The sequence below is a fragment of the Maribacter sp. PR1 genome (assembly GCF_028464145.1).
GTDB lineage: Bacteria > Bacteroidota > Bacteroidia > Flavobacteriales > Flavobacteriaceae > Maribacter.
The window spans coordinates 29,661-51,524 of record NZ_JAQPCG010000004.1; the positions used below are offsets into that span (position 1 = coordinate 29,661).

General features: G+C 42.6%; 22 protein-coding genes. 7 read left to right on the forward strand and 15 right to left on the reverse strand.

The window, feature by feature from the left end:
• Window positions 1-4: 4 nt before the first annotated feature.
• Together PP182_RS08990 and PP182_RS08995 are read right to left on the reverse strand one after the other, a co-directional pair.
• Window positions 5-1,042, reverse strand: coding sequence for a nucleotidyl transferase AbiEii/AbiGii toxin family protein (locus PP182_RS08990; RefSeq protein WP_272650924.1), 1,038 nt, complete (start codon window positions 1,040-1,042; stop codon window positions 5-7).
• Window positions 1,035-1,661 (reverse strand): DUF6088 family protein, encoded by a 627-nt coding sequence (locus tag PP182_RS08995; RefSeq protein WP_272650925.1) that lies wholly within the window; start codon window positions 1,659-1,661, stop codon window positions 1,035-1,037. The genes PP182_RS08990 and PP182_RS08995 overlap by 8 nt, the downstream gene beginning before the upstream one ends.
• A 42-nt stretch (window positions 1,662-1,703) precedes the next feature.
• On the opposite strand from PP182_RS08995, the gene PP182_RS09000 reads away from it, so the two are divergent.
• Window positions 1,704-1,937 carry a hypothetical protein gene (locus tag PP182_RS09000; protein ID WP_272650926.1) on the forward strand — a complete coding sequence of 78 codons (234 nt, stop codon included), beginning with the start codon at window positions 1,704-1,706 and terminating at the stop codon, window positions 1,935-1,937.
• A gap of 18 nt (window positions 1,938-1,955) precedes the next feature.
• Here the strand turns inward: PP182_RS09000 and PP182_RS09005 are convergent, their stop codons facing one another.
• The 13 genes from PP182_RS09005 to PP182_RS09065 all read right to left on the reverse strand — a co-directional run bounded on the left by PP182_RS09005 (window position 1,956) and on the right by PP182_RS09065 (window position 14,363).
• Window positions 1,956-2,195, reverse strand: a complete 240-nt coding sequence (locus PP182_RS09005; RefSeq protein ID WP_272650927.1) for a hypothetical protein — start codon at window positions 2,193-2,195, stop codon at window positions 1,956-1,958.
• A gap of 102 nt (window positions 2,196-2,297) precedes the next feature.
• Entirely contained in the window at window positions 2,298-2,630 is a 333-nt protein-coding gene (locus PP182_RS09010) for a hypothetical protein (RefSeq protein ID WP_272650928.1), read from the reverse strand.
• A 10-nt stretch (window positions 2,631-2,640) separates the two neighbouring features.
• Window positions 2,641-3,003 carry a hypothetical protein gene (locus PP182_RS09015; protein ID WP_272650929.1) on the reverse strand — a complete coding sequence of 121 codons (363 nt, stop codon included), beginning with the start codon at window positions 3,001-3,003 and terminating at the stop codon, window positions 2,641-2,643.
• A 30-nt stretch (window positions 3,004-3,033) separates the two neighbouring features.
• Complete coding sequence (locus tag PP182_RS09020) at window positions 3,034-3,813, reverse strand: PRTRC system ThiF family protein (protein WP_272650930.1); 780 nt, start codon at window positions 3,811-3,813, stop codon at window positions 3,034-3,036.
• Window positions 3,803-4,510 carry a hypothetical protein gene (locus PP182_RS09025; protein ID WP_272650931.1) on the reverse strand — a complete coding sequence of 236 codons (708 nt, stop codon included), beginning with the start codon at window positions 4,508-4,510 and terminating at the stop codon, window positions 3,803-3,805. Before PP182_RS09025 ends, PP182_RS09020 begins: the two co-directional genes overlap by 11 nt.
• 3 nt (window positions 4,511-4,513) lie before the next feature.
• The gene (locus PP182_RS09030; protein ID WP_272650932.1) at window positions 4,514-5,554 is read right to left on the reverse strand and encodes a hypothetical protein; all 1,041 of its coding nucleotides are present in this window, start codon (window positions 5,552-5,554) and stop codon (window positions 4,514-4,516) included.
• A 36-nt stretch (window positions 5,555-5,590) separates the two neighbouring features.
• Window positions 5,591-5,809 (reverse strand): PRTRC system protein C, encoded by a 219-nt coding sequence (locus PP182_RS09035; protein WP_272650933.1) that lies wholly within the window; start codon window positions 5,807-5,809, stop codon window positions 5,591-5,593.
• A complete protein-coding gene (locus PP182_RS09040; RefSeq protein WP_272650934.1) occupies window positions 5,809-6,297 on the reverse strand; it encodes a PRTRC system protein E in 489 nt (162 codons plus the stop codon). The genes PP182_RS09035 and PP182_RS09040 overlap by 1 nt, the downstream gene beginning before the upstream one ends.
• Before the next feature lie 287 nt (window positions 6,298-6,584).
• Window positions 6,585-11,591 (reverse strand): helicase-related protein, encoded by a 5,007-nt coding sequence (locus PP182_RS09045; protein WP_272650935.1) that lies wholly within the window; start codon window positions 11,589-11,591, stop codon window positions 6,585-6,587.
• A gap of 6 nt (window positions 11,592-11,597) precedes the next feature.
• Window positions 11,598-11,963 (reverse strand): hypothetical protein, encoded by a 366-nt coding sequence (locus tag PP182_RS09050; protein WP_272650936.1) that lies wholly within the window; start codon window positions 11,961-11,963, stop codon window positions 11,598-11,600.
• 10 nt (window positions 11,964-11,973) lie between these two features.
• Complete coding sequence (locus tag PP182_RS09055; protein ID WP_272650937.1) at window positions 11,974-12,291, reverse strand: hypothetical protein; 318 nt, start codon at window positions 12,289-12,291, stop codon at window positions 11,974-11,976.
• A 4-nt stretch (window positions 12,292-12,295) separates the two neighbouring features.
• A complete protein-coding gene (locus tag PP182_RS09060) occupies window positions 12,296-13,555 on the reverse strand; it encodes a hypothetical protein (protein ID WP_272650938.1) in 1,260 nt (419 codons plus the stop codon).
• Window positions 13,556-13,568: 13 nt separating this feature from the next.
• A complete protein-coding gene (locus tag PP182_RS09065) occupies window positions 13,569-14,363 on the reverse strand; it encodes a M23 family metallopeptidase (protein WP_272650939.1) in 795 nt (264 codons plus the stop codon).
• Window positions 14,364-14,461: 98 nt separating this feature from the next.
• Between PP182_RS09065 and PP182_RS09070 the strand changes: the two genes are divergently transcribed.
• The 6 genes from PP182_RS09070 (at window position 14,462) to PP182_RS09095 (ending at window position 21,862) form a co-directional block, all read left to right on the forward strand.
• Window positions 14,462-15,673 (forward strand): hypothetical protein, encoded by a 1,212-nt coding sequence (locus tag PP182_RS09070; protein ID WP_272650940.1) that lies wholly within the window; start codon window positions 14,462-14,464, stop codon window positions 15,671-15,673.
• A gap of 119 nt (window positions 15,674-15,792) precedes the next feature.
• Entirely contained in the window at window positions 15,793-16,605 is an 813-nt protein-coding gene (locus PP182_RS09075) for a hypothetical protein (RefSeq protein ID WP_272650941.1), read from the forward strand.
• A gap of 138 nt (window positions 16,606-16,743) precedes the next feature.
• Complete coding sequence (locus tag PP182_RS09080; RefSeq protein WP_272650942.1) at window positions 16,744-18,033, forward strand: hypothetical protein; 1,290 nt, start codon at window positions 16,744-16,746, stop codon at window positions 18,031-18,033.
• 45 nt (window positions 18,034-18,078) lie between these two features.
• Window positions 18,079-20,544 (forward strand): type IV secretory system conjugative DNA transfer family protein, encoded by a 2,466-nt coding sequence (locus PP182_RS09085; RefSeq protein WP_272650943.1) that lies wholly within the window; start codon window positions 18,079-18,081, stop codon window positions 20,542-20,544.
• A complete protein-coding gene (locus PP182_RS09090; protein WP_027066295.1) occupies window positions 20,544-20,942 on the forward strand; it encodes a hypothetical protein in 399 nt (132 codons plus the stop codon). The genes PP182_RS09085 and PP182_RS09090 overlap by 1 nt, the downstream gene beginning before the upstream one ends.
• Window positions 20,943-21,187: 245 nt before the next feature.
• Window positions 21,188-21,862, forward strand: a complete 675-nt coding sequence (locus tag PP182_RS09095) for a ParA family protein (RefSeq protein ID WP_272650944.1) — start codon at window positions 21,188-21,190, stop codon at window positions 21,860-21,862.
• Window positions 21,863-21,864: the final 2 nt, after the last annotated feature.

Genomic DNA, 21,864 nt, shown 5'->3' on the forward strand with positions numbered 1-21,864 from the left:
GTTCTTAACTTTTTGGCAAGGGAAATTCCATTCCCACTTTCCAATCCAATGCATTCATCTTTTTTAAGAAAGCTTGAATTCCCTGTACCAACTTTTCATAGGATGGGGAATCCCCATAAATCATCTGCTCCTGCATTGTTCTGTAATCCGACCTCCATGCTTCTTCAAATTTCGATGATGGAATGGGCCGTATGTGTTGAGGCTGGTGGAAATTATAATCGACCCCACCAAGTTTCGTAAAAACAAATCTATGGTTTACGATGGTTTCATATAATCCTTGGTCATGGATAGCATTGGTCGCAAATTCCGTTTTCGATAATTGAAAAATATCGTATAAATGACGGCTTAGCCTGTCTACCCTTATTTTTTCCTTGGGACGTTGGAATTCCTCATGCAGTAGGAACAGTTTTTCCAAAAAAGTTCTTTCGGGGGTTACGGAGGGAACGGATACTGGAGGTTTGACAAATTCAGCATCAGGATATTGTTCATCCACAAAAGAGCTTATCGGTTTTACATCAAAAGGTTCTCTTAGGGAGCGGCAACCTAGTTCGACCTGCACCCTTGGCTGAATATATCCGGGAGATTTCGTGATATAAGGATAGTAGATTTCAATAATGCGCGGGTCTTGGTCACTTGATTCGGCAGGAACGATTTTGAAGTCGACATCCTTAAATCCTTTTTCTTTAAATCGCTCCTGTAGCTCTGGATAAAACTGCCCTGAAATATAAGAACTCGTTTCCTTCCTCAGCTTAGTGAGCTGTTTTTTTGACAGTTCCCCCGAATACCTAAAAAACCTACGGTCAACGGCCAAGTCAACATCTTCACTAAACCGTTCTATGAGTTTCCATGCCTTGCTTAGCGAGGTCCCGCCCTTAAAGACCAAATGTTCCGCTATCCCCATTTCAAAGATGACCTTCAATGTCTGGACCACCCACCAATCTTTTTCAACGGCAAAATCGGGGATTCCCGTTTTGTTTTCTACATTTTTATAGATAGCAAGCCTGTCGGCTGCAGGTATGTCGTAAAATCTCATTTTATTCATGCTCCAAGCTCTTTTCCATAATTTTCCGAATCCATGCCGGTGCTAATGCGATATCGTGAAGCAGGTCTTTTTGGTCTTCTTTTTTCAAAAGGGCCACGATTTTTGCTTCTTCCTCATCGGTCAATCGATCTTTACCGATTTCACGAAGGGCCTGTATCACTAATCTGCTTATATCTCCCTTGGCCGATAAGTTCTTGGGGGTGGTCTTCTTTAATTTTATGCTTCGTTTTCCCAGTTTTATCTCCCGAGGAGCTCCGTCGGTAAGAAATACGAGTTTCATAGGAACTTGTGTGCTAAGCCCCAACGCACTTAGGGCATATACCCCGGTAGGCACCAACCTGATCTTGTCCCTTTTGGCAATGGCCATTGCAATCTCCTCGGCCGTTGGCAACACCTCTCCCACGTATTTACTTATTATGGGACGTACATAAATCCCTTGGGCTACCCTTTTTATAAAGCCCTCTTTTTCTATTCTGTGAAGTGCCAAACGTATTGCTTCGGGCGAACCCAGTTCTCTGAAGTCATCAGGAAATACAAGTTCTCCCCTACCCTTTTTAGAGATGGACTTTTTAATTTTGTACTCAACGCTCTCCATAGATACAAATCTATTTTGTAACAAATTTAGTAAATTTTTGTTACAAATAAGTTTAATGCCACCATTATGGAAACAAGGTCGAACGGAATAGCAAAAAAACAGTCTGAACGGATAATACAAAAGGAAAGGTGTGGAATCCCCGTAGGGGACTTCCATACGTTTCCGTTCCGTTTCGAGGGGGTTGTGCGAAAGCAAACCGTTCGGCCCCGACATCCCGCAGGGATTTCGGGGCCGAACGGTTTGCTTTCGCGCAACTTCCGCAGAAACCATGGGAAGGGAGAGAAAGAAACGGGACGATAATAGTGAAAGTTTCTATGGTCAGGAATACGACCTCGGCCATTTTTTGGCGGTATGATATCCCCATGCGGATATTTCCAATACCCCGAAGAGCCATATCAGATCCTTAATAAAGGGTATGCCGACCATAATGAAAAGAAAGAGCAAAAACGGGATTCTCAAAAAACGTTTGAACCTAAGCAATCCTTTAATAATAATGGCCATGAAAATGATAAAACCTAGAAAGGGTAATTTTTGATATAGAATTTCAAGTGATAGCATAATCTTTTAATTTTAAGTCGAATCTGTTTTTATATTCAAGGCTGACAAAATCCTTACTTTATCCCTGATTTTATTTGTTTAAGTAGTTTGAACTTTAGGAATTCATTTATAAACCATTGATTTTGATTTTCCAAGATTACCTAAAGCCCTAAGGGCTACAATCTTTAGTTTGCATGGAAAAAAAGTCTTTTTTGAAATCCCTGTTCGTATAAAGCCTATAAAATCCCGATCCGCATACTCTATTACCTTTACACCATAGAATTCATGGTCTGTACCGAAATCCAATGGTTTTCCTTTCAATTGTATTAAGCGGTAGAGGGCTTCGAGTTTTTCCCCTTGTAATCGGTTTCTATCGTTACGGTAGACGAAATCATGGATTACCCAATAGTGTTCTTTTTTAAGAAAAACCTTCTCATTTGTTTCAAAAATTTTCATAATCGGTAACCTATACTATTCTTGTTGCTTTTAGAATTACATTTTTGCACATTTCAGCCTGATCCCTTGCCGCCCCCTGATAGGATTCGGGCAATTCGGAAATACAATTAAAAAGGGTGTTTTTGGCTTTTTCCAACGCTTCCAAAAGATTTTTGGATTCGACCATTAAAAGGGCATTGGCATTGATTTGTCCTACTGTCAAAGAATAGGGGCATTCGGCTCTGTCCAACGGAAGTTTTGCGATAGTGTTGATATGGTTTTCTGATAATCTGTAATCCGTTATGATTTCTAAATACCTGTGTTCCGAACCGTTGGTAAAAATCGTAGCATTTTCCCTAATAGTCCAATTTCCTTTTGTTCCTTTAAATTCCATTTTTGTTGTTATTTTTTTTACTAAAAAAAGTCAGACCCCTATCGAATTTACCTTGCCCGATTCCAAATTCACGAACGCCCCGTGCTTCTGTATCTGCTTATGATACAACAACCGAAACAGACAATCGGACGTATGTGCGACCAATACATCGTTGATAAACAGGGATTGCTCGTTCAGCTTATCGGAGTAGGTACATCCCTCTCCCTGTAAGTTTGGTGTATCGTGCGTATCCAAATCGGGAAAGAAGTCAATGATGTTTTTTAGTTTATCCGCCATTTCAAAATCTTCCCGTTCCATTTTCCGTTCTTCATCGAAAAGCGTTCCCAAAACAAATTGCCCCGTATTTCTGCTGTTGCCCATATCCAACCAATAGAACATGGTGTCGTAATCTGTACCTTTATGGGGGTACTGAAATGATTTTGCCAATCGCACGCGAAAATTGGCATTGTCTACACAAGTGATGATGATATTTGCTCGAATATCCTTGCCACTTGACAATGCATCCATGGGAATACCCTGCCATTGCAGTCCAAAAGCCATGTTGACCTTATTGACTGCTTGGAAGACTTTATATTCCCCTACGTCAGATAGGGTGTACAATTGTCGCCCAACATTATTGGCTTCCACTCTATCGGAATCATAGGCGATTACATGAACCCCTGGGTGTCCTGTTTGCCGTAGGGCATAATCTATCCGTGCCAATCTTGCGAGCATCAACGAACCAGTACCCCCAACTCCGATCAATGCAATTGTAATGGGATGTGTTGGGTTGTAAAAATAGTTGGGTGCAAAATGGATTCTAGTTTTCATAAAGTTGGTTTAAGGTCATTTTGGTCGCTATCAATACCCTGTCATCGAAGGATGGTTTCCCGAAATTCTGTTTCATGACGTTTATGATATTGCCATCGACCAAACTAGTATGGTGCGTTTCGGTAAAAACAGAGCGGAAAAACTGTTGTTCGACAAATCCCATAACATCCTCATAGTAATCAAAGCCGTCATAATCCATAGAAGCATTGCCCATACAAACATTGCCTTGCTTACCCGTATTCAGCATCGGAGCATGGTATAAGACGGTATCGTCCGTTAGAGTGTCCTTTCGTTTTATGGCGAATATCTTTAATGAGTTTCCCTCTAGTTTAAAGACCAGTTTGGGCAAGGGGTATTTGCCTGACGGGATACCCGTTTTGGTCTCAAAATAGAGCATCCGTTGTTTGGGATGGGCGTACCATATCAATTGAAAATTGCCCTTGAAATCGAAGTGTATCAGATTTTTCGGAAGCATTCCCTTAAATCGGAACTTTATCAGTTCGCCTTCCAAGCAGGTAAAGATGTTTCGGGCGGTGTCCTTTGTCAACGGCATTCCTGCGGTCAACTTTGTTCCTGCTACTTCGTGATACGAAAAATAGTGGTCGTTGCGGTAATAGTTATCTTCCTTGGCATGCCCGATAATTGCAAACTTTGGTAGGTAATGGTCGGTTGCCTGTAATACTGCTATTCGTTCCATGTTTTAGAGTTCGTTTAATAGTTCGTTCAGATCGCTGATAAATTCTTCCAATCGGTTCAATCTATAAGGAATCTCTTCATCAAAAAGTTCGATATTGCCATCTTCGGCAATGGTATGTTGATAGGAGGAAATAATATCGTAATCGTTCGAGCAGTCGTTGAGCATTTGGATGTACCCATTGGAAAATGCGCTATCGGTACGATCGACGACTAGAAACGATTCCCAATGCTCGAACACACAATCATACTCGTCCCTGACACTCAACTGAAAAGGCACTTGAAAATCAATGTTTTCGGCCTTTAGCAATAGTTCTTTGATTTGCTTGTAAATCCGTTTTCGGGGGCGGTATTTATCTAATAAAGCTTTCCAATCCCTGATTTCGTAGCATTCCAAAAAAGTCCTGTACCTCGCATAGAAGGTTGTGGAGTGGTTCTTCATGATTTTCTTGTTGTCTCTGTAGTTCTCAACATCCTCGAAAAGAAATTCCCATAACCAACCGATTCTTGATTCATATTTTGGGAACAGACCCCCATAGGGTAGGCTCTTGATAAAGGATAAAAGGATGTGATAGAGTTTTCGGTTTCGATGTCTCAGTTCGATAACAGGGCGAATCGGAATCAAATACACCGTACTGCGGTTGGTGATGAACCGTTTCAGTATCAGCCGTAAATGTGCATCGTCATGTAACACTTCGATATGATCGATATTGCCTTTTACATAAAGCCTATTCGTACAACGAAGTATCAAATCGTCCAGACTATCGGAAACCGAGAATTGCCAATCGTCGATATTACCCGCAAAATTTCGGGTTACGTTAACCAATAATCGAGCAAGTGCCTTCTTGTCAATGTCGAATTCTTCACTTACCAAGGGTTGGGCAAGAACTGGCGCAACGCTTATGTCAGAAATGGAAAAACTTTCGGTAGCAGTACTTTGGGTCTTTGCGTTCCCCTTTGGTAATGTTTCTGTTGTACCGCCCGAAATAATCGGTCGTGGAACGGTGCGAGTTCTTTGGATGGGTTCGATCTGTATTTCGGTGTGCATTGTTCTTGTCTCAAAAATTCGTCTACGTTCATCACATCATCCTTTGGTTCCTGCCAAGGTCTTAAAGTGGATTTCATGGTAACCATCTACAATACCCTTGTCCATGATATTGGCGTTGGTCAGTTCGGCATACAACTGTGCGTAGTGTTCCATGACCTGCTCGTGGCTCAATTCGTAATCAATGTCGTCCAACTCAATGGAGTTATTGTTCCCGTCTTGGTAAACGTACTTTCGTGTGATAGTCGCTACTTCCATTATCTGAACAGATTTGGGGATTCATATACTTCCATGTCCTTGACGACCCTCTGCGCTTCTTTGTGGTTCGTGTCTATCTTCAAAATTGCTTTGGCAAGGTCGGTCGCCTTTTTGTGGTCTTCCATCGGGTTAAAATCCTTCTCCTTTAAAAGCTTTTTTAACTCGGTCGCCTTCTTGGAAACGGATTCCTTTTTCTTTTTGGCCTGTTGGGTCTTTTGTTCGGTTTCCTTCAATGCTTGCTCAAAAGCAAGGGTGTTCCTGAATAGGGAATTGGTCTGTTCCAAAGGTTTTTGGAGGATTTGAAAGAATTTTTCGTCCACTTCTTCAATCGTTCCTCTAAGGGTAAGTGGTTTCAGGGTTTGAAGTGCCTTGTCCTTCGCATTCGTTTTGGGCAGAACAGATACGCTGACCGTCTCATCATCGAACAGAATGCTGATGCCGTACTGTTCGATACCCATCTGTTTTAAGGTCGAAAAAAAATTGCTCATCTTGAAGTAGTATTTACTTGTTATACAGTCATTTAACTACTTTCAAGATACGCCCAAACCTTCGGCAATACCCGAAAAACCGGACAAAATTCCACCCTTGACTTCTTTCTCCCTATCCACAAAAAAGCGCCCCGAAGGGGCGTTGGAACTATGGTCTATATATTGGAATTGGGCAGGCTTGCCGAACTAACCTGAATCTCAGTTGCACTTTAAGGGTGTTCGAAGTATTAATCGATCATAATCTTGTCAAGCTTGAAAAGGACTATAGGCCTAGCATCAATTTATACTTAACCCGCCCGTTTTCGTTTGAGCGTTTTAATTTCATCTTTTAAAACCTGCATTTTCGCGATCTTGTCATCAGGAAAACCGACGGCCGTTTTTTTACGATGGGTTTCCAAAGTACGTAGGTTATAGTTCAGATCAAATTTTTTAGATTTGATTTCACGCTGTACCTTCTGACATAACTTGATAAGTTGCATGGCCACTTTTTCAGGGTCGAAGCGCTGCTGCTTTCTACCTGAAATGTGTATATTTTTAAACTCCAATCTAAAAGAGTAAAGATAATGCTCGTTTGAAGGTACATAGTCCGCCTGAAAAGCGAGATTCGCATTTAACGATGGAAAATGGGCGACCCTCTTGTGCTTTTGAACGTTCAGATTTAGCTTTGACCGTTCTACGATCGTGAAACCTAGATGCTTAATAAACTCCTTGGGGGCCTTGGTCGCTAGTTCTTTGGATACAAGAACGGAATTTGAAATTAGATCGTGCAATCCTTCTTTTAATCGGGACGAATCCTCGAATGCATCTTCATCTATCGGTAAGTTGAAAGTTTGTATTACTTTTTGTGCGCCTTCAAGCTCGACCAATTGTGAGACGATTTCTTTGTTCTCCTTTTCGATCCGTTCAACGGCCTTAAAGGAATTGGCCTTGTTGAGTTCGTGCAATCGCTTCTGCGACTGCAAAAACTTGAGATCGTCGGAAAGCTTTACCAATTGAAACTGGTCCATATCCCCAATAAGGGCGGCCTGCATCTGCTCGTAGGAGAGGCTTTTGTCATCGGGTACCAAATCATCATAAACACGTTTGTTCGGGTCGGCTTCCCGAATCTGTTCCCGAAACTTTTCTTTATGTGTATTGAGCGAATAGGAAAAGATATCGGTGGAATCCTTGATGCCATAGAACCGTTCTACTACCGTATTGCCATAAATTTGCGCCACTTCATTGCCCTTTCGTAGACCGCGTCCGGCCCGTTGGTCAAAAGCATCGGGGGAATAGGGAATATCCATATGAAAAATACCGACGACCCTTTTCTGAATGTTGGTGCCAGTACCTAATACTTGGGTACTGCCCAGAGCCACCCGTATTTCGCCGCTTCGGATTTTCTGCTGCATTTGATCGGTTCTGTTCCTTGCCTTTTCCTCTTGTGCCAAAGCGATTTCATTTGCAGGGATGCCGTATTCTTCAAGAAGTATCCCGCGCACCGTATCGTAGGAATTGTACTGGCCCGGTTTCCAAACGTTCAAGTCGGAGAATACCAAACAGACCCCTTTATGTTCCGATGTTTTTTTGTAAAGTTCGGCTACATCGCGACACAGCCTTTGCAGTTTGAACTGGTCGAGTTCCGTAAATTTCACGGCCATATTATCCTTGGCAAGTGGATCAATCAAAAGCGACCTATTGATGTTCAATGCGGTAATATGAGCGGATTTCATTTGCTCATCATCATATATGGGCAACTTGAAAAGTGCTTTTTGGTTTCGGTTCTTGGTAAATTCCAAGGATGCCTGCTTGAGTTCCTCGTATGCCGGAGTGGACTCTAGAATCACAAACTCCCTATCGGCTTCCAAGTCATGTGTCTTGAAATGTTTGTCTCGGCAGATGTGCGTAAAGGAATTGTACATCTTGCTCAATTCGGGGAGGTTGGTATAATATCGAAAACGGGCATGCATTCTAGGGTCCCCGAAGATATTGGGTTCAATACTTACACTTTGCTTCAAAAATATAGAGGCCCAGGCATCGAAATTAAAAATGTTCTTGCGTTTCAATGCCGATGGCGTCAGGTAGCGTTGATAGGCGTACAATTCCGTGACGGAGTTTTTTAAGGGCGTACCGCTATAAAAAAAGATATTATTGTCCGTTCCCATCCGCGCATGAACGGATTTGATACTGATCTCAAGGTCGAGGTTCCGTTGACTGTCCGAATGACTGTTAAGACCTGAAACGTTCTGATGCCGGGTCGTGAAACCGATATTTTTGAAATAATGCGCCTCGTCTATCATCAGAGCTTCGATACGCAAATCGGTCAAAGTGGTTTCGGTTTCCGTCGAACGCTCTTTTAACTTTTTCAGGGTGGCCTGTAGCTTGTCTTCCAAGTGTTCCTTTCTCTTGATCATCCCCTTTATCAATTTCTTGGATTCCTTCCCGTTTCCATATTGCTTCGCAGTTTCCAAATCCTGCTCTATCATCTCGATTTTTTCTTCCAAGGTCTCCAGAACAAAACCCCGTTCTTTCGGTATTTGCTTTAAATGTCCATGTTCGGCGATAATCAGGTCAACGGATTTATTGTCTTTTATAGTGCGTAAGGTTTTGGGGCGTTTGCTCTTGGCCATATTCTTGGAACTCAACCGTAGGATGTTCAGTTCAGGAAAGTTGGCCCTGATTTCCGCTTCGATTTGCGGGGCTACACTTTTTAGCGTGAGTAGCATAGTACGCTCACTTTTCCCGTGCTGTTTCAATTTATAGCCCAACATTGCCATAGAAAGGGTCTTGCCCTTGCCGACCTGATGGTCGTTCAAGGCACTTCCCTTTGTGAGACCGAACAGGGTAGAATCGATTTGATGCTGATAGGGCGGGTACACCAAGGTTTCGGGAAACGTGAGCCAACCCTTGGGTACGGTAATATTGATGTCGGCCAAAAAAGCCTGGTAATAGTTATCCTCAATGGTAGCTTTCAGTTCTTGGCGCCCTTCGATAAAGGATTTGAAATGGAGCTGTAGTTCCTCGTACAGATTTTGGGCCATCAAGGTTGCGTCCTTATCCAACTTTCTAATGGTCTTTCCTGAACTATCCTTGTAAGAAGTGAAAATGACGGGATACCTGTTTTCCGCGAAATGCTGTAATATTCTTTTGTAACCCGCCTTGACCTCATTATGCAGTACTACACTAAAACGTTCATGGGCCTCCAGATTATAATCCCTTGGAAATAGGAGCGTCAAAGTTGAATTGAACTGACCGACGTTGATTCGCACTTTTTCGTTTATGAGTTCCTCTAAAAAAGATTCCTTTGCGGTAATCGGGATAAAATGGCTTTCGAAATTGAACTCGATGTCGTTCAGATCCAATTTAACGGGCAACAGATCCGATAAGGTCCGCTCCATTTTAGCCGATTCGATTGCGTACGGTGGAGGATTGTTCTTAAGGTAATCGATCTTATCTTGGATGTAGCCGCTGGAAAAGAGAAAATAGGGAACCGTTCTATATCCGATTTCGGACTGCGGATCGGGTTCCAAAAAAAACGAACGGGTTTCGAGCGCGGTCAACAACAGGTCCTTTTCATTGGTCTTGAACGCTTCCGCTATTTTTGATAAATCGATTATCCCATTTTGGTCGAACTGGTAGCGGGCCATTTCTTCAGGATTCTCAAACCGTTTTTCTTCTGGCGCTGTATGTAGTTGCTCGCTGGTTTCCGGTATCTGTTCCTCTACCCGTTTTACGGGTTTCGATCGTAAAAATCGTTGCAGGGTAAACTCGGGGTTTTTACCATAGCTTTGGCCTTCCAATTTTTTCTCGAACTGTTGACGGATCTGCTCAAAGTAATGGTCTTCTTTCAGGAAAATGAGGTGTTGTTTCAACGAACCCCACTTGAAATGGAAAGTGTCCAACTGGTAATCAATATCCTGAAAGCGTTGGGTAATATACTGTTCCGAAAGTCTGCCCTTATCTATATTCAGGTTCAAAAGCACCAGGTCGTTCCGCATTCGGGCGTAATCCTGTATCAGCTCCGTGATCTTGTTCGGCACCTTCCTAAAGCTATAAGGGTCCGTGTAAAAGAATACCGCTCCCTTTTTGTCAAAGTTGTAGCTGCCAAAAAATAAGCGGGTAAACTGTTTGGCATCGTTGTCCTGCAATTTTATCGGCACGGGACCAACTTCCAATTCAGGAACTGTGGCTACTATAGGTTCCTCTTTATCGATAGCTGATGCTTGGGTAATGGTTTCCTGAACTTTTTGGGTCGTTCGAGGTGGAGCGATTTGTACAAAATCGAAATTATTGGACTGCCGTTCCAGAAACTCCGACAAGGATGTACCATCAGGTTCGATTACCATACTCGGTCGGTTATGGAAAAAACCAAGTTTCGGACTTCCGTTGACCTGTTCGGTATGCTCCTTAAAGAATTGATTGGTCATAAAACTTTGGCCTTCTATTTCAATGGTATCGGTTTCGACAAATTGCATTTCAACTTTGGAAAGGGCGTTTTTGTTCGTTGTCCTTCGATAGACCAATAGATCCGATACGACCTTTGTCCCTTCTTCGGAGAACAAATCCGTGTTAAAACGATTGGCCAGGAGCAAATCGTTCTCCATTAAGATCCTTTGTCTGAAATCATTATAGGCACTTCGTTCGGCAAAGGCCGAGGAGGTAATCAAGGCCGTAATACCCCCTGGTCGTACCATTTTAGGGGCGTGTAGATTGAAATAATTGCCTACGTTCTTTAGTGTGGGTTCGGTAAGATAATCGTGGCGGTAGGCCTTGGTGATCGGTATATCCCCAAAGGGAATATTGGTCATGACCAAATCAAATTTCCCCTGTTTTGCATGATTCAAATAGAATTCCTCGAAAGGGATGTTGAGCATCGTTACATTCGGACTTTTGATATTATTGGCCTTTAAAATTTCAAAGGACAGGATATTCGGTTCCAAGGCGGTAATTCGGGCATTGGGGAAGGCTTTTTTTAGCTGCTGAACGTAGGCCCCGTTTCCAGCCGAAGGTTCCAAAATGGTCTTTGGATCGAAACCATTTTTTTTCAGCAGATTGATCTTATACTCGATTACGGTTTTTGGTGTATAATAACTGGTCAGATGGTATCGTTTCAGGGAATCGAGAATTTCTTTCGAGGTTTCCGGAAATGCTTTTTCAATAGTTTGCAAGAGCTCATGTCCTACTTTCTCCTTTCCTTTTGGAGGATAGAACAATAGCTGCCCCAATTTTGCCAAGCCACCATTATTGATATAAAAATTACCGGGATTAGCAGCTTTTATCGTATCAAGAATGCGCGTCAAAATATCATTTTGCATCGCGAATTATTGAAGGGTTTTTACAATAGCTGCCCGTCCTACGGGCCCTTTTTCATTGAGCGCACTATAGATATTCAACAGTTCGTTGTTGGCGTGTTCAAGGGCGATCGGCCCGGTATGCCCATCGTCGAGAAACTGTTCCTGTAATCGGCCATGAAGGATATGGGCATTGATGGCGAAATCCAGTCGGTACTCGGCAGCGTCAAGATGTGCGATCAGGTTGGGGTATTCCTCCAAGGCGTGATAGCAAAAATGAAGGTCGGCGGCACATTCGTCCATGGCGAGTTGACGTTCCCAGTTCTTGATGGTTTCAAAATGTTCCGCTCTGAAAGCGATAACGCTATCGGTAAGTAAAAGTTCTTCTTGTGTCATTGTATTGATTTTATAAAGGTTCCTTTAATTTATAAGTTAATTCCAAATCAGTTTCTCGACTTGCTAGAGGACTGTTAAGCTCGATAAGGCGGTCGTACAGCATATTCTTGAAAACCATTACCGTGCTCAATTCAGCGAAACGGTAATCGATATGACACTCTTTTTCGGATAGGATGGTGAGCTTAAAGGTCTTTTCATCCGTTGCTTCGGGGTCATGGATTACCATATCGGTAGATATGTCCATTAAATCCGTGATACTATCCATATAGAAAATATCGTTCAGCATAATATGCCCTACCGTGTCGGTAATCTTGATTTCAAATAACATAGGTTCAAATTGAGATTTTAAAAGCTTTTTGTTTGTGCGACCTTGCAGTTTCCGATGCAATGGCACGTTCGCGGAATGCCCTATACAGTGCATAATAATGAGGGTAATTGGCCTTTAGCGATGCAATCGGCCTATACTCTTCCAGCTTTGGTCTTTGGCCATTTTTCATCAAGGCGTAAAATGTCTTGTTGGAACCATAATGTCTATTAAGTGCTAGTACTATTTTCGTACCGTGAACGGGAATGTCATCCGTCTTGACGAAAAAGTCCTTCTTCTTTATTACATCTTTTACAATCCTATATTTTAGATGTTTGGAAACGTTTTTGGAGTTCAAAAAATCGTCAAGCGCAGTCCATTGTTTGGGAGTGCCCTCATAATTTTCTCCCGCCGTCGCTTTTAAGAATAGTTTGTCATTGAAGGTTCCAAGTGATAAACCTATTTTAGTTTCGGCAAAAGGAGTAATCGATCTTTCCCCAAGAAGGGTGCGGAATTCTTCAGTTGAAAAGTAAACTCGGTTCCGGTCATTGCTCACGGCAAGATAGGGTGCCAAAATCACATAATCCTTCCGGATAACGGTCGGCACGAATAATCCATTCTTACCATCTTCAATACGTATGGCCAGCCCACGGGATAATTGCTCGGTAATATCGGTCGGTGGTGCAATGCTCTGAATTCCGTTTTGAAGGAACTTATTCTGCGAATACATGGTTTGCAAAGCAGTATTGAAAAATGCTAGTGATTTCTTTTGGATGGTTTTATCCAGATACGCCACGTCTTTATGAAAATATCGATGTTTCATAAAGAGTTTATCGGATCGGGACGGATAAATACGTTCTACAAGTTTCACGTATTCCGAATTGTCATTGGCATACCAAACTGGACAATTGTTCACTTTGTTGTAGGATAGGTACTTTTTGCTTTCCGACTTGCAGTACCCTAATAGAATGGACATCAAAGCAGTATCGCCTTCCAAAATGGTTATACGTCCTACCGGAGTGATCGTTCGGTCTTTTTGAAACAATAGGTCTTTGCTCTTTAAGCGCGCTAATTGTTCTTTCAATGCTGTATTGATGAAACCGGAGTCGGCCAACTCAAGATTTCGAACATAACGTAACTTTTTCAAGTCGTTCAGCTCATCGGTAGGATTGACCTTATATTCGAACTTCTGGAATGTATTGAAGCTAGGGTCAAGAAAACGGGACACCAAGTTTCGGACTTTGTAAAAAAGCTTGATCAGACTGCGTGGGTCAAATTTTATTTGCATGGCTTTTAATCGCTTAAAGGTTCTTCAATTTCAGGTATACTTCATACTTCAAATTGAATGAGCCTGTTGGGTCTATCCGCTTACCGTTCTTAATGATTTCGTAGTGAAGATGCGGACCGGTTGAAATACCGGTACTACCTACGGTTCCAATAAAATCGTGTGCGCCAATGGCCTCCCCTTCGGTAACCGAAACCGATTCCATATGGCCGTAAAGGGTTTGGAAACCATGGGAATGGGAAATCACGATATGGAGGCCGTGACCTTTTGGGCTGTTTTCGATACGTATGACCCTTCCGGCAGCGGTAGCATAAATCGGAGTGCCTTTTGCCGCGGCCAAATCGACACCAAAATGTTTTTTGGAAATCCGGTGTACAGGATGGTAGCGTTTACCATATGGACTCGAAAGGACGTAATGTTCCCGAAACAAAGGAACTGCCGAGGGAACGCTATCCAAAATTTTTGGAAGCAACGGAAGGAAAGGCTTTATTAGTTCCATTTGTTGGAAATTCTCCATCTGGACGAACAGTTCGCTTAGTTTCAGATATATTATGTCATCGGTCCGCGGCTCGTTTTCAGAAATTTTGGGATGCTGCGTCAAGGCACCAAGGTATTTCGGTCCTTGAACATCCCCGTAAAAAAAGCGGTTTGCCATAAAACAGAGAAAGAACAATCCGACGAAAATCCAGTAGGCGGCATTCTGTGGGGTAAAATAATCGACATCGTTTGAATTGGTCACACCGCCCACTTTTAAGGCGTATCCCTTTATCCATCCGACACTCGTTTTCCTAATACTTTTCCACCAGGCCATAGTTTCTCTTTTCTAAATTTTCGACCAAAAGTTTTGACATTTCAACAAATTTATTATATTTGCTGTAATAATTGCAAATATATGTAATTTTTACACACATGAACAATAAGTGGCGAAAATTTGACGAAACCCTTGACTTGGTTTTTCTATTGGAACATTTTGGATTGGCCGAAAAGCGGAAAATGCGGAAGTATATCAGCTATGGCACCCATAGTTCCAGTTACATAGTTATCAGCACCGATCTGGGTTATCGGTACTATAGACCGAACGCTCCCGAAAAGAAGCTCACTCCATTTGATTTTATATTGGAGCGTATTTCACGCAACGATACAAATACCAAATTGGGGCTTTGGTCAAGGGTCGATGAGTTCTATACTTTCATAGATAAGAAACCTGACTTTTTTTTGAACGATACATCTAAAAGTACATTGGAGACCGTTGCGCTCGATTACAATCATTTCAATGATTTCGATTCGGAGTTCTCATTGACCGCGCAATCAGCTCGGTCTGTATCCTTGCAAATCTTCGAGGATAGGATATTCGAAAATTCCAAGGGCCAATTATATTTTCCATATCGGAATCTCGCCAACAACCTTACGGGGTATGTCACGGAAAAGGGAGGCAAGCTATCCTTGCTCGCCGAAAGCGATATATCCGAATCGGTTTGGTTCAGTAAGGTGCCCAAGACCATAAAAAATCTGGTCGTGTTACGAAACCCAATGGAGGCCTTGGCATTTCAACGCAGGTTTGAACTTGAAGATGTGATTTTCCTGGCACTTTCCGATATCAACTATAGAAGTTCTAAAATACTCCTGCAAATCTTAAAACGTACCAAATTGAAAAAGATGGTGCTGAGTTTTACGGGTTCCTCAAAAATCGAAGGTTATATACAGGATTTGATGCTGATCTCCTTTATCAACGATTCCCACTTTTTAGTCAGGGTCGACAAGGAGCATCTTACCGTGAAATTCCACCCCGAGGGACAGAAACCTTTGGCGAAACTGCACAATGAAATCCTGAAATACAACGGTGGTCTGACGAAGGAATACCTGAAATTCAACAAAATTACCGACCAGTCCCTACTCGATAGAAAGAGTATCGTATTGAACCAGGAGAAGGAGTGGGTAGCTTGCCGAATTCCCTATGAGGTAAATGCGCTCCGCTATTTTCTTTGGAGCTATTATCGTAATTACATGCATAAGATCATAGAAATAGTAAAACCGACAAACGCCAATTGGGCAATAGAGTATGAAGAAAACGGGGCCTATACCGGCACCGAAAAATTAAAGGCCTTTAAAATGGCCGTATAAAAAAAGGGGGCGCTCCCGCCCCCTTTTATCCTTAATTCTGAACATGAAAAATGGAAATCTCATGCTTAGAATTGTAAAGTTAACAAATGTTTATTAATCCTTAATTTAAAACTTGAAAAATGGAAAATCAAGCAGAAAAGGTTTACGTAAAAGTGAACCAAAAGTGGCAACGGGCCACAGTAACCGGTAAGCAAGACGGCAAGGTGTCCGTTGTGACCAATGACGGGCAGTCGTTCAACCTGCCCACCAACAGCAAGTATTTTGAACCTATCGGCTCCAAAGAGCAAAAATTCGCTTACGGCGATGTCAAGGAACAGTTGGAGGGGCAATATATCAGTTACGCAAAGCTCCCAGAAAGCGTGCGGGATAATTTGGCCGAGGGGAAAGAATATTTTCATGAATCCACCTATATTTCGGAAGGGGAACTCAAAGAGGGCGCGAAAATGGTACAAATGGTATACGACCGTAATTTGGGTACTCGCTTGGATGTTCAGTATCGAAGGAACGAGGCGGTTACTTTGGACAAGGCATCGGCTTACAACCATAGTTTTACCGCTGACGAATTCCGGCGTATGGTGGAGCAAAAAGAGTTCGTAGTTTTTCAAGGAAGAACCAACGACGGAGAAGTGTTCCAAAAACTGGCTTATTATGAACCGAGGATACAGGATATCCGAACCAAATCCGCACTTTCTACCAACACGTATTTCTATGGAGAGAAATTGACCGTGAAACAGGCCGATGCACTTAACAAGGGCCAAGAAATCGAAATGGTCATCAAGAGCAAGAAACATGGTGTCAAGCCCTATCTGGTGTCCTATTCTCCACGAAGGGAATCCTACATTACCAAAAATGTCGAGTTGTCGAAAGCCAAAACCATGGAGGTACATCAGGACGAAAAAAAAAAGCCCCGCAGCCGAGGCATGAAAGTCTGATGGATTAACTGCTGGTTAAAGCGAAGGCCGTTCTTTCTGGACGGCCTTTTTTCACAAACTAACTTAATATACCCTAATATACCCGAGATATACCGTAGTCCATCGGAGAGATATAATGTCTTCCTCCACCAAACAATTATGATAAACTATTCCGAAGACCCTTTACACTATAAACAGCTGATAGCCCAAATCAATGAGGAGATAGACTTTTCCGGCTATTTGACAGCACAGGGTTATGACCTTTTAAAAAAAAGTACGGGTTCGCAAGAATTCAAAAAGAATGACGAGCGTATCGTATTACAGACCAAAAGGCATCCGGTCACTTATTTCAATCGTAACGACGGTTCGGACAAGGGACGTTTTTTTAAGTTCATACATATGCGCTCCGGAAATTTCTATGAAGCCATAAAATCTGGATTAGGGGCTATTAAAGAAACCTATCCGGCTGCAAATACTCACACGCATCAAAAGATCGTCAAGACTTTCAAAAGCCTTGAGGAACGTTATAACATCAATCCTTTGACCAAACCGATTTATTTAACCGAGGGACGCCAACTCAGTATGGCAACGCTTCATTCCGAGGCATTCAAGGGCAGAATCTTCAGTGCCTTTCATATCAATGATATCGGAGGCCGTATTGCGAATGTCGCCCTTCCGAAATATGGAACGGACGGCAATATCAAAAATTACACCTTATATAATCGACCGTACCGGGACAGAAAAGACGGTAAAATAAAGAAATTTCGATTATTCCTGAATGAGCGGTATGAATACCTTTTTGTTTCAAATCCAGAGGTCAAGGCGGACAAGGTGGTTTGTGTAGAAAGTGGCTTTGATGCATTGGCGTATCATGAACTACATGGTCTTCCAAAGGCCTTTTACATTTCGATGTCCGGCCATATCGATAATCGCAAGTTGGAGCAGTTTTTCCAATGGAATACCTTGGTTGGAGGGGCCACTAATCTACCGATTCATTTAGCATTTGACCATGATATCGAAGGAATGCGCTACGACCTTATGGTTGTGAGGAGTTGGATCAATCGACGGTCGGACCGCGTATTTATGGAACTTGATTGGAAGCGACCGAATATGCAAATTAAGCTGAACTATCATTCCGGCCCTCTGGCCGAAATGGAGCGGGATGCGAACTTTATCAATGAACAGATCGCCAGTGGTCCGGAAGGGCTGGCGCTGGTTTTTGAAAAGGCGATCTGCTTTAAGGACAAGGTGGTTTGGGAACTCGATCTTGACAAAATACAACGGTCTCCAAAAGCATCAAGGGACTATTGGAAGAGGGCAATCGGTATCCTTTCCGAATGTTTTACAAGGGGCACTATTAAAATAGATAAATCTCCTAACCAAAAAGATTGGAACGATGAACTGATTTCGGTAAAAAAAAAGTCCCGTTGTCAGCTAGCCCATCTCTAACGAACAAGATGGAAGAACAACAGAAGAAACGCAAACGGAAAGGATATGCAAGATAAAAACAAGGGGTACATGGGAATGTACTTGTCCGCTTTCTACTTCGTCATTATCGCCTTTCGGGAATATTATGCGCTGTATGTTTATCACTATGGTCAACAACCTTTATTGGATAAGACCTACGCGTATTTCGTTCGATCCGGGTTACCTACCAAGGGTATAATGGCCCGTATGCTGTTATTAGGTCTTTTGATGGGCGGAATCATGATATACCGGCCCATAAAGAAGGAAAATATCGACCGCACAAAAAGTGTTGTAGGGTTTATAATTTCCCTAAGTATCCTTTTTATATCAGGTCTTCCTTATGGAGCTTCCTTGAGCGACATGTATATTACTTTGATGCTTCTGACCTGCGCTTATATGGGCCTGATGACCTATGGTATGCGTTTGTTCCAGTTTCTCGATTTCATGAACCTGGCCGTCAAAGACCCGTTCAATGATGCGAACGAAACTTTTAAGCAGACCGAGGAGCGAATCGATACGCCCCACTCCGTGAATATTCCGTATGCTTATACCCACAAGGGGAAACAACGAAGAGGGTGGATCAATTTTGTCAATCTGTTTCGATCTTTGCTCGTTATCGGAACCCCGGGCAGCGGTAAGTCTTTTTCGGTAATCGAGGAAATCATGGCGCAGTTCATCGATAAGAAATTCGCTATGGTCATTTACGACTTCAAGTTCGACACCTTGACCCGTAAAGCCAATGGATACTTGCAAGAAGCCAAGAAAAAGCAGGGGGATAATTCTGAAACGCCTTTTCCAAAATTGTACCGAATTTGCTTTGACGACCTGAGAATGACCCATAAAAACAACCCTATGGATCCCTACAGACTAACGAATCAATCCGATGCCATCGATACCGCCGCGACCCTTATGAAGAACTTGAACCCGGAATGGATCAAGAGGCAGGACTACTTTTCTCGAAGTGCAATCAGTTATACCGGAGGCTGTATCTGGTATCTTAAGAAAAAATCCGAGGAGACCGGAAACTATATCTGTACCCCAGGCCATTTGACCATACTGACAACGGTCAAAATCGATATACTAATGGAAATCATGACCAAGGACGTCGAAGTGCGACAAATACTTGTACCCTTTCGTGACGCGCTCGAAAAAGAGGCCATGGAACAATTATCGGGTCAGACCAGTACCGTTCAGATAAGTCTTTCCAGTATGGCGACCAAAGAAATTTTTTATGTGATGTCCGGCAATGACTTTAGTCTTGATGTCAATGAACCAAGATATCCTAAAATCGTATCGCTTCAGAACAATCCCGAGCGAAAGGAAGTCTACTCCGCTCCTTTGGGCCTGTATATGAACACCATTCTAAAACAGGTCAACAAACCGGGCAAGCGCCCGATGGCCCTTATCATCGACGAAGTGCCAACGTTGTTCATTATGTTGTTACGGACTATTATCGATACCGGTCGGGAAAACAAGATTGCCACTATCTTAGGTCTACAAAGCGTAGGGCAGCTTATCTTGGACTATGGCAGGGAATTGGCCGATGTCATTTACGCCAACTGCGCCAATGTTATTTGCGGTGCGGCTAAAGGGGAGACCGCACGGCGATTGAGCGAACTTTTTGGAAAAATACATCAAGAACGAATTTCAAAAAATACGAGCAGTTCCGATGTGAGTACCAATTGGAGCACACAAATGATGGAACTTTTGCCCAAAAGTAAGGTGGCTTCAATGTCGACGGGTCATTTCGCCGGGATTTTGGCGGATACTTTCGAGCATCAGATACCAGAGAAAAAATGTTATGGCCAGCTACTTCCGGATATTGAAGGAAAAGAACGGGCCATGAAACATGAGCTACCCATTGTCAACGATTTCAGACCTGCGGATTACAAGGAACGTTTCGATGCGGAAATGAAACTTATCCGGGAACTGGAACTTCCGAAAAAAACCAGTCTACTTTTCGCGAGAGAAATCGGTTACATCGAGTTTTACGGAGCGCATCTGGACAAAGTGGGCAAGAGTAGCTTTACCAACGGTACCAAACGCAGAATCTTTAAAAGCGTGGTCAAGGAACTTCGCCTTTTCGAATACAAGAGTTCAATTTTAGAACTTTTAAACGAAGGTGCCGGTTCCCTTAAGTGGGGAAAGCTGTTCGGACACATTATAGAAGAGTTTTTGGTGCAAACGGAAATGGACCGGGTAGCTCAGGCGAAATTTGATCAGATCATCAACGAAGTCGACGAATTGGTCAAAGAGGAGTATAAGCGCAGTACCGGAAAAGAACTAAAGAGTGCCATATTTGACGAAAAGAAAATAAATGGTGAAATTGCAAAGTCGTTAAATAATTCGGAGACGGAAGTTGCCGAGTTTATGGATAACTTTGAAAAAGAATTGGAAGACCCCGAAATGAGCATTTTGGCCGACTTAGAAGAAGAATCAGAAAACATTTTTGAGGAGAAATTTTCCTCTCATCCCATAGAAAATTTTGAATAATGGATATTGAATCGATAATTGCACTAGACTCTAAAGACCTTGGATATATCGGGGAACGCTTAAGGGAAATACGACTTGAACTCGTCGAACTCGACGATATCGAGGACAAACGGTTCAGCGCGTTCTCCATTACCAATTTGAGCGAATACCTGAACATGGACCGCGCCACTTTGGCCAATGTCGAGCGAGGATCTTCGATGGTCAATTCGATAAAGATCATTCTCTATTTCTATAGCCTAGGGTACAATCCCATATGGATTCTTTTGCCCGACAATGAATTTATACAAAAGCGGAAGCTTGGGGAGAATATGGTCTATCAAGAAGGCCTTCAAGAGAAATTCCTTGAATTGGAAGAGCGCGTATCGGATGCCATAAAGGATTTTAAATCCGAATTATAGCATCTTTTCGCAGCCCTTAAGTCGATTCGCTTTAAGTTTCTTATAACAGTATAATCCCCTCCTTCGAATACCTACAAAGCAATGGTCATTGCTATATAGCAATATAGATACAATGCGTTATAGCTGTATAGCAACAATGCTATATAGCCTTATAGCATCATAGCACTATTGCATCGAATGCCCATAGTACCATATGGCCATATGACACTATAATCATATGACCATCTAATTTTAAAAATATACCTATGGAAACTAAAATTATCTCCTGTACGGGTGAAAAGGGCGGTTGTGGCAAAACGACCCTGAACATTATCCTGGCCACCAATCTTTTCCATTTGTACGGTAAAAAGGTGGTATTGATCGATATGGACAATCCGCAGTATTCGGTCTACAAAAAGCGGAAACGGGATTTGACACAAATCGGTGCGAACGAAACAAAAATCTTTCCCGTGGAACGGGCGACCGTTCATACCTTGGAACCGTTGATCAAAAAGTATTATGGCGCCGTGGATTTCGTTATTATCGATTTTCCGGGAAACCTGAACGAAGAGATGGTCAGGGGCCTCTTGTATGTTGAACACATTTTCATTCCCTTTTTTCTCGACGAATTGGAAATCGATAGTACGGCGGTATTCTATAAAACTTTGCGGAAGAACTTTCTGGGCAATGACAATAGGGTGCTACGTTCCGTCAATCTTTTTTTCAACCGTTATGAACTCGTCAAGGTCAATAAGTTCAACGCCGTCCGGAATACCCTGGCGGGCGCGGGAATGCCCATGATGCGACAAGTGGTCATGGAGCGAACCATTTACAGGGAGAAATATCGGAATACGCTCGTTCCCATCCCCTTATCTAAAGAAAACGGAGAACGGGGGCTTAAGCGATTTATGGAAGAAGTACTTGAAATATCAAAAAACTGAAT

What these genes read in the sequence shown, in the direction of transcription:
- PP182_RS08990 (WP_272650924.1), bottom strand. Translation starts at nt 1,042, where the DNA reads ATGAATAAAATGAGATTTTACGACATACCTGCAGCCGACAGGCTTGCT.
- PP182_RS09000 (WP_272650926.1), top strand. Translation starts at nt 1,704, where the DNA reads ATGGAAACAAGGTCGAACGGAATAGCAAAAAAACAGTCTGAACGGATA.
- PP182_RS09005 (WP_272650927.1), bottom strand. Translation starts at nt 2,195, where the DNA reads ATGCTATCACTTGAAATTCTATATCAAAAATTACCCTTTCTAGGTTTT.
- PP182_RS09010 (WP_272650928.1), bottom strand. Translation starts at nt 2,630, where the DNA reads ATGAAAATTTTTGAAACAAATGAGAAGGTTTTTCTTAAAAAAGAACAC.
- PP182_RS09015 (WP_272650929.1), bottom strand. Translation starts at nt 3,003, where the DNA reads ATGGAATTTAAAGGAACAAAAGGAAATTGGACTATTAGGGAAAATGCT.
- PP182_RS09020 (WP_272650930.1), bottom strand. Translation starts at nt 3,813, where the DNA reads ATGAAAACTAGAATCCATTTTGCACCCAACTATTTTTACAACCCAACA.
- PP182_RS09025 (WP_272650931.1), bottom strand. Translation starts at nt 4,510, where the DNA reads ATGGAACGAATAGCAGTATTACAGGCAACCGACCATTACCTACCAAAG.
- PP182_RS09030 (WP_272650932.1), bottom strand. Translation starts at nt 5,554, where the DNA reads ATGCACACCGAAATACAGATCGAACCCATCCAAAGAACTCGCACCGTT.
- PP182_RS09035 (WP_272650933.1), bottom strand. Translation starts at nt 5,809, where the DNA reads ATGGAAGTAGCGACTATCACACGAAAGTACGTTTACCAAGACGGGAAC.
- PP182_RS09040 (WP_272650934.1), bottom strand. Translation starts at nt 6,297, where the DNA reads ATGAGCAATTTTTTTTCGACCTTAAAACAGATGGGTATCGAACAGTAC.
- PP182_RS09045 (WP_272650935.1), bottom strand. Translation starts at nt 11,591, where the DNA reads ATGCAAAATGATATTTTGACGCGCATTCTTGATACGATAAAAGCTGCT.
- PP182_RS09050 (WP_272650936.1), bottom strand. Translation starts at nt 11,963, where the DNA reads ATGACACAAGAAGAACTTTTACTTACCGATAGCGTTATCGCTTTCAGA.
- PP182_RS09055 (WP_272650937.1), bottom strand. Translation starts at nt 12,291, where the DNA reads ATGTTATTTGAAATCAAGATTACCGACACGGTAGGGCATATTATGCTG.
- PP182_RS09060 (WP_272650938.1), bottom strand. Translation starts at nt 13,555, where the DNA reads ATGCAAATAAAATTTGACCCACGCAGTCTGATCAAGCTTTTTTACAAA.
- PP182_RS09065 (WP_272650939.1), bottom strand. Translation starts at nt 14,363, where the DNA reads ATGGCCTGGTGGAAAAGTATTAGGAAAACGAGTGTCGGATGGATAAAG.
- PP182_RS09070 (WP_272650940.1), top strand. Translation starts at nt 14,462, where the DNA reads ATGAACAATAAGTGGCGAAAATTTGACGAAACCCTTGACTTGGTTTTT.
- PP182_RS09075 (WP_272650941.1), top strand. Translation starts at nt 15,793, where the DNA reads ATGGAAAATCAAGCAGAAAAGGTTTACGTAAAAGTGAACCAAAAGTGG.
- PP182_RS09080 (WP_272650942.1), top strand. Translation starts at nt 16,744, where the DNA reads ATGATAAACTATTCCGAAGACCCTTTACACTATAAACAGCTGATAGCC.
- PP182_RS09085 (WP_272650943.1), top strand. Translation starts at nt 18,079, where the DNA reads ATGCAAGATAAAAACAAGGGGTACATGGGAATGTACTTGTCCGCTTTC.
- PP182_RS09090 (WP_027066295.1), top strand. Translation starts at nt 20,544, where the DNA reads ATGGATATTGAATCGATAATTGCACTAGACTCTAAAGACCTTGGATAT.
- PP182_RS09095 (WP_272650944.1), top strand. Translation starts at nt 21,188, where the DNA reads ATGGAAACTAAAATTATCTCCTGTACGGGTGAAAAGGGCGGTTGTGGC.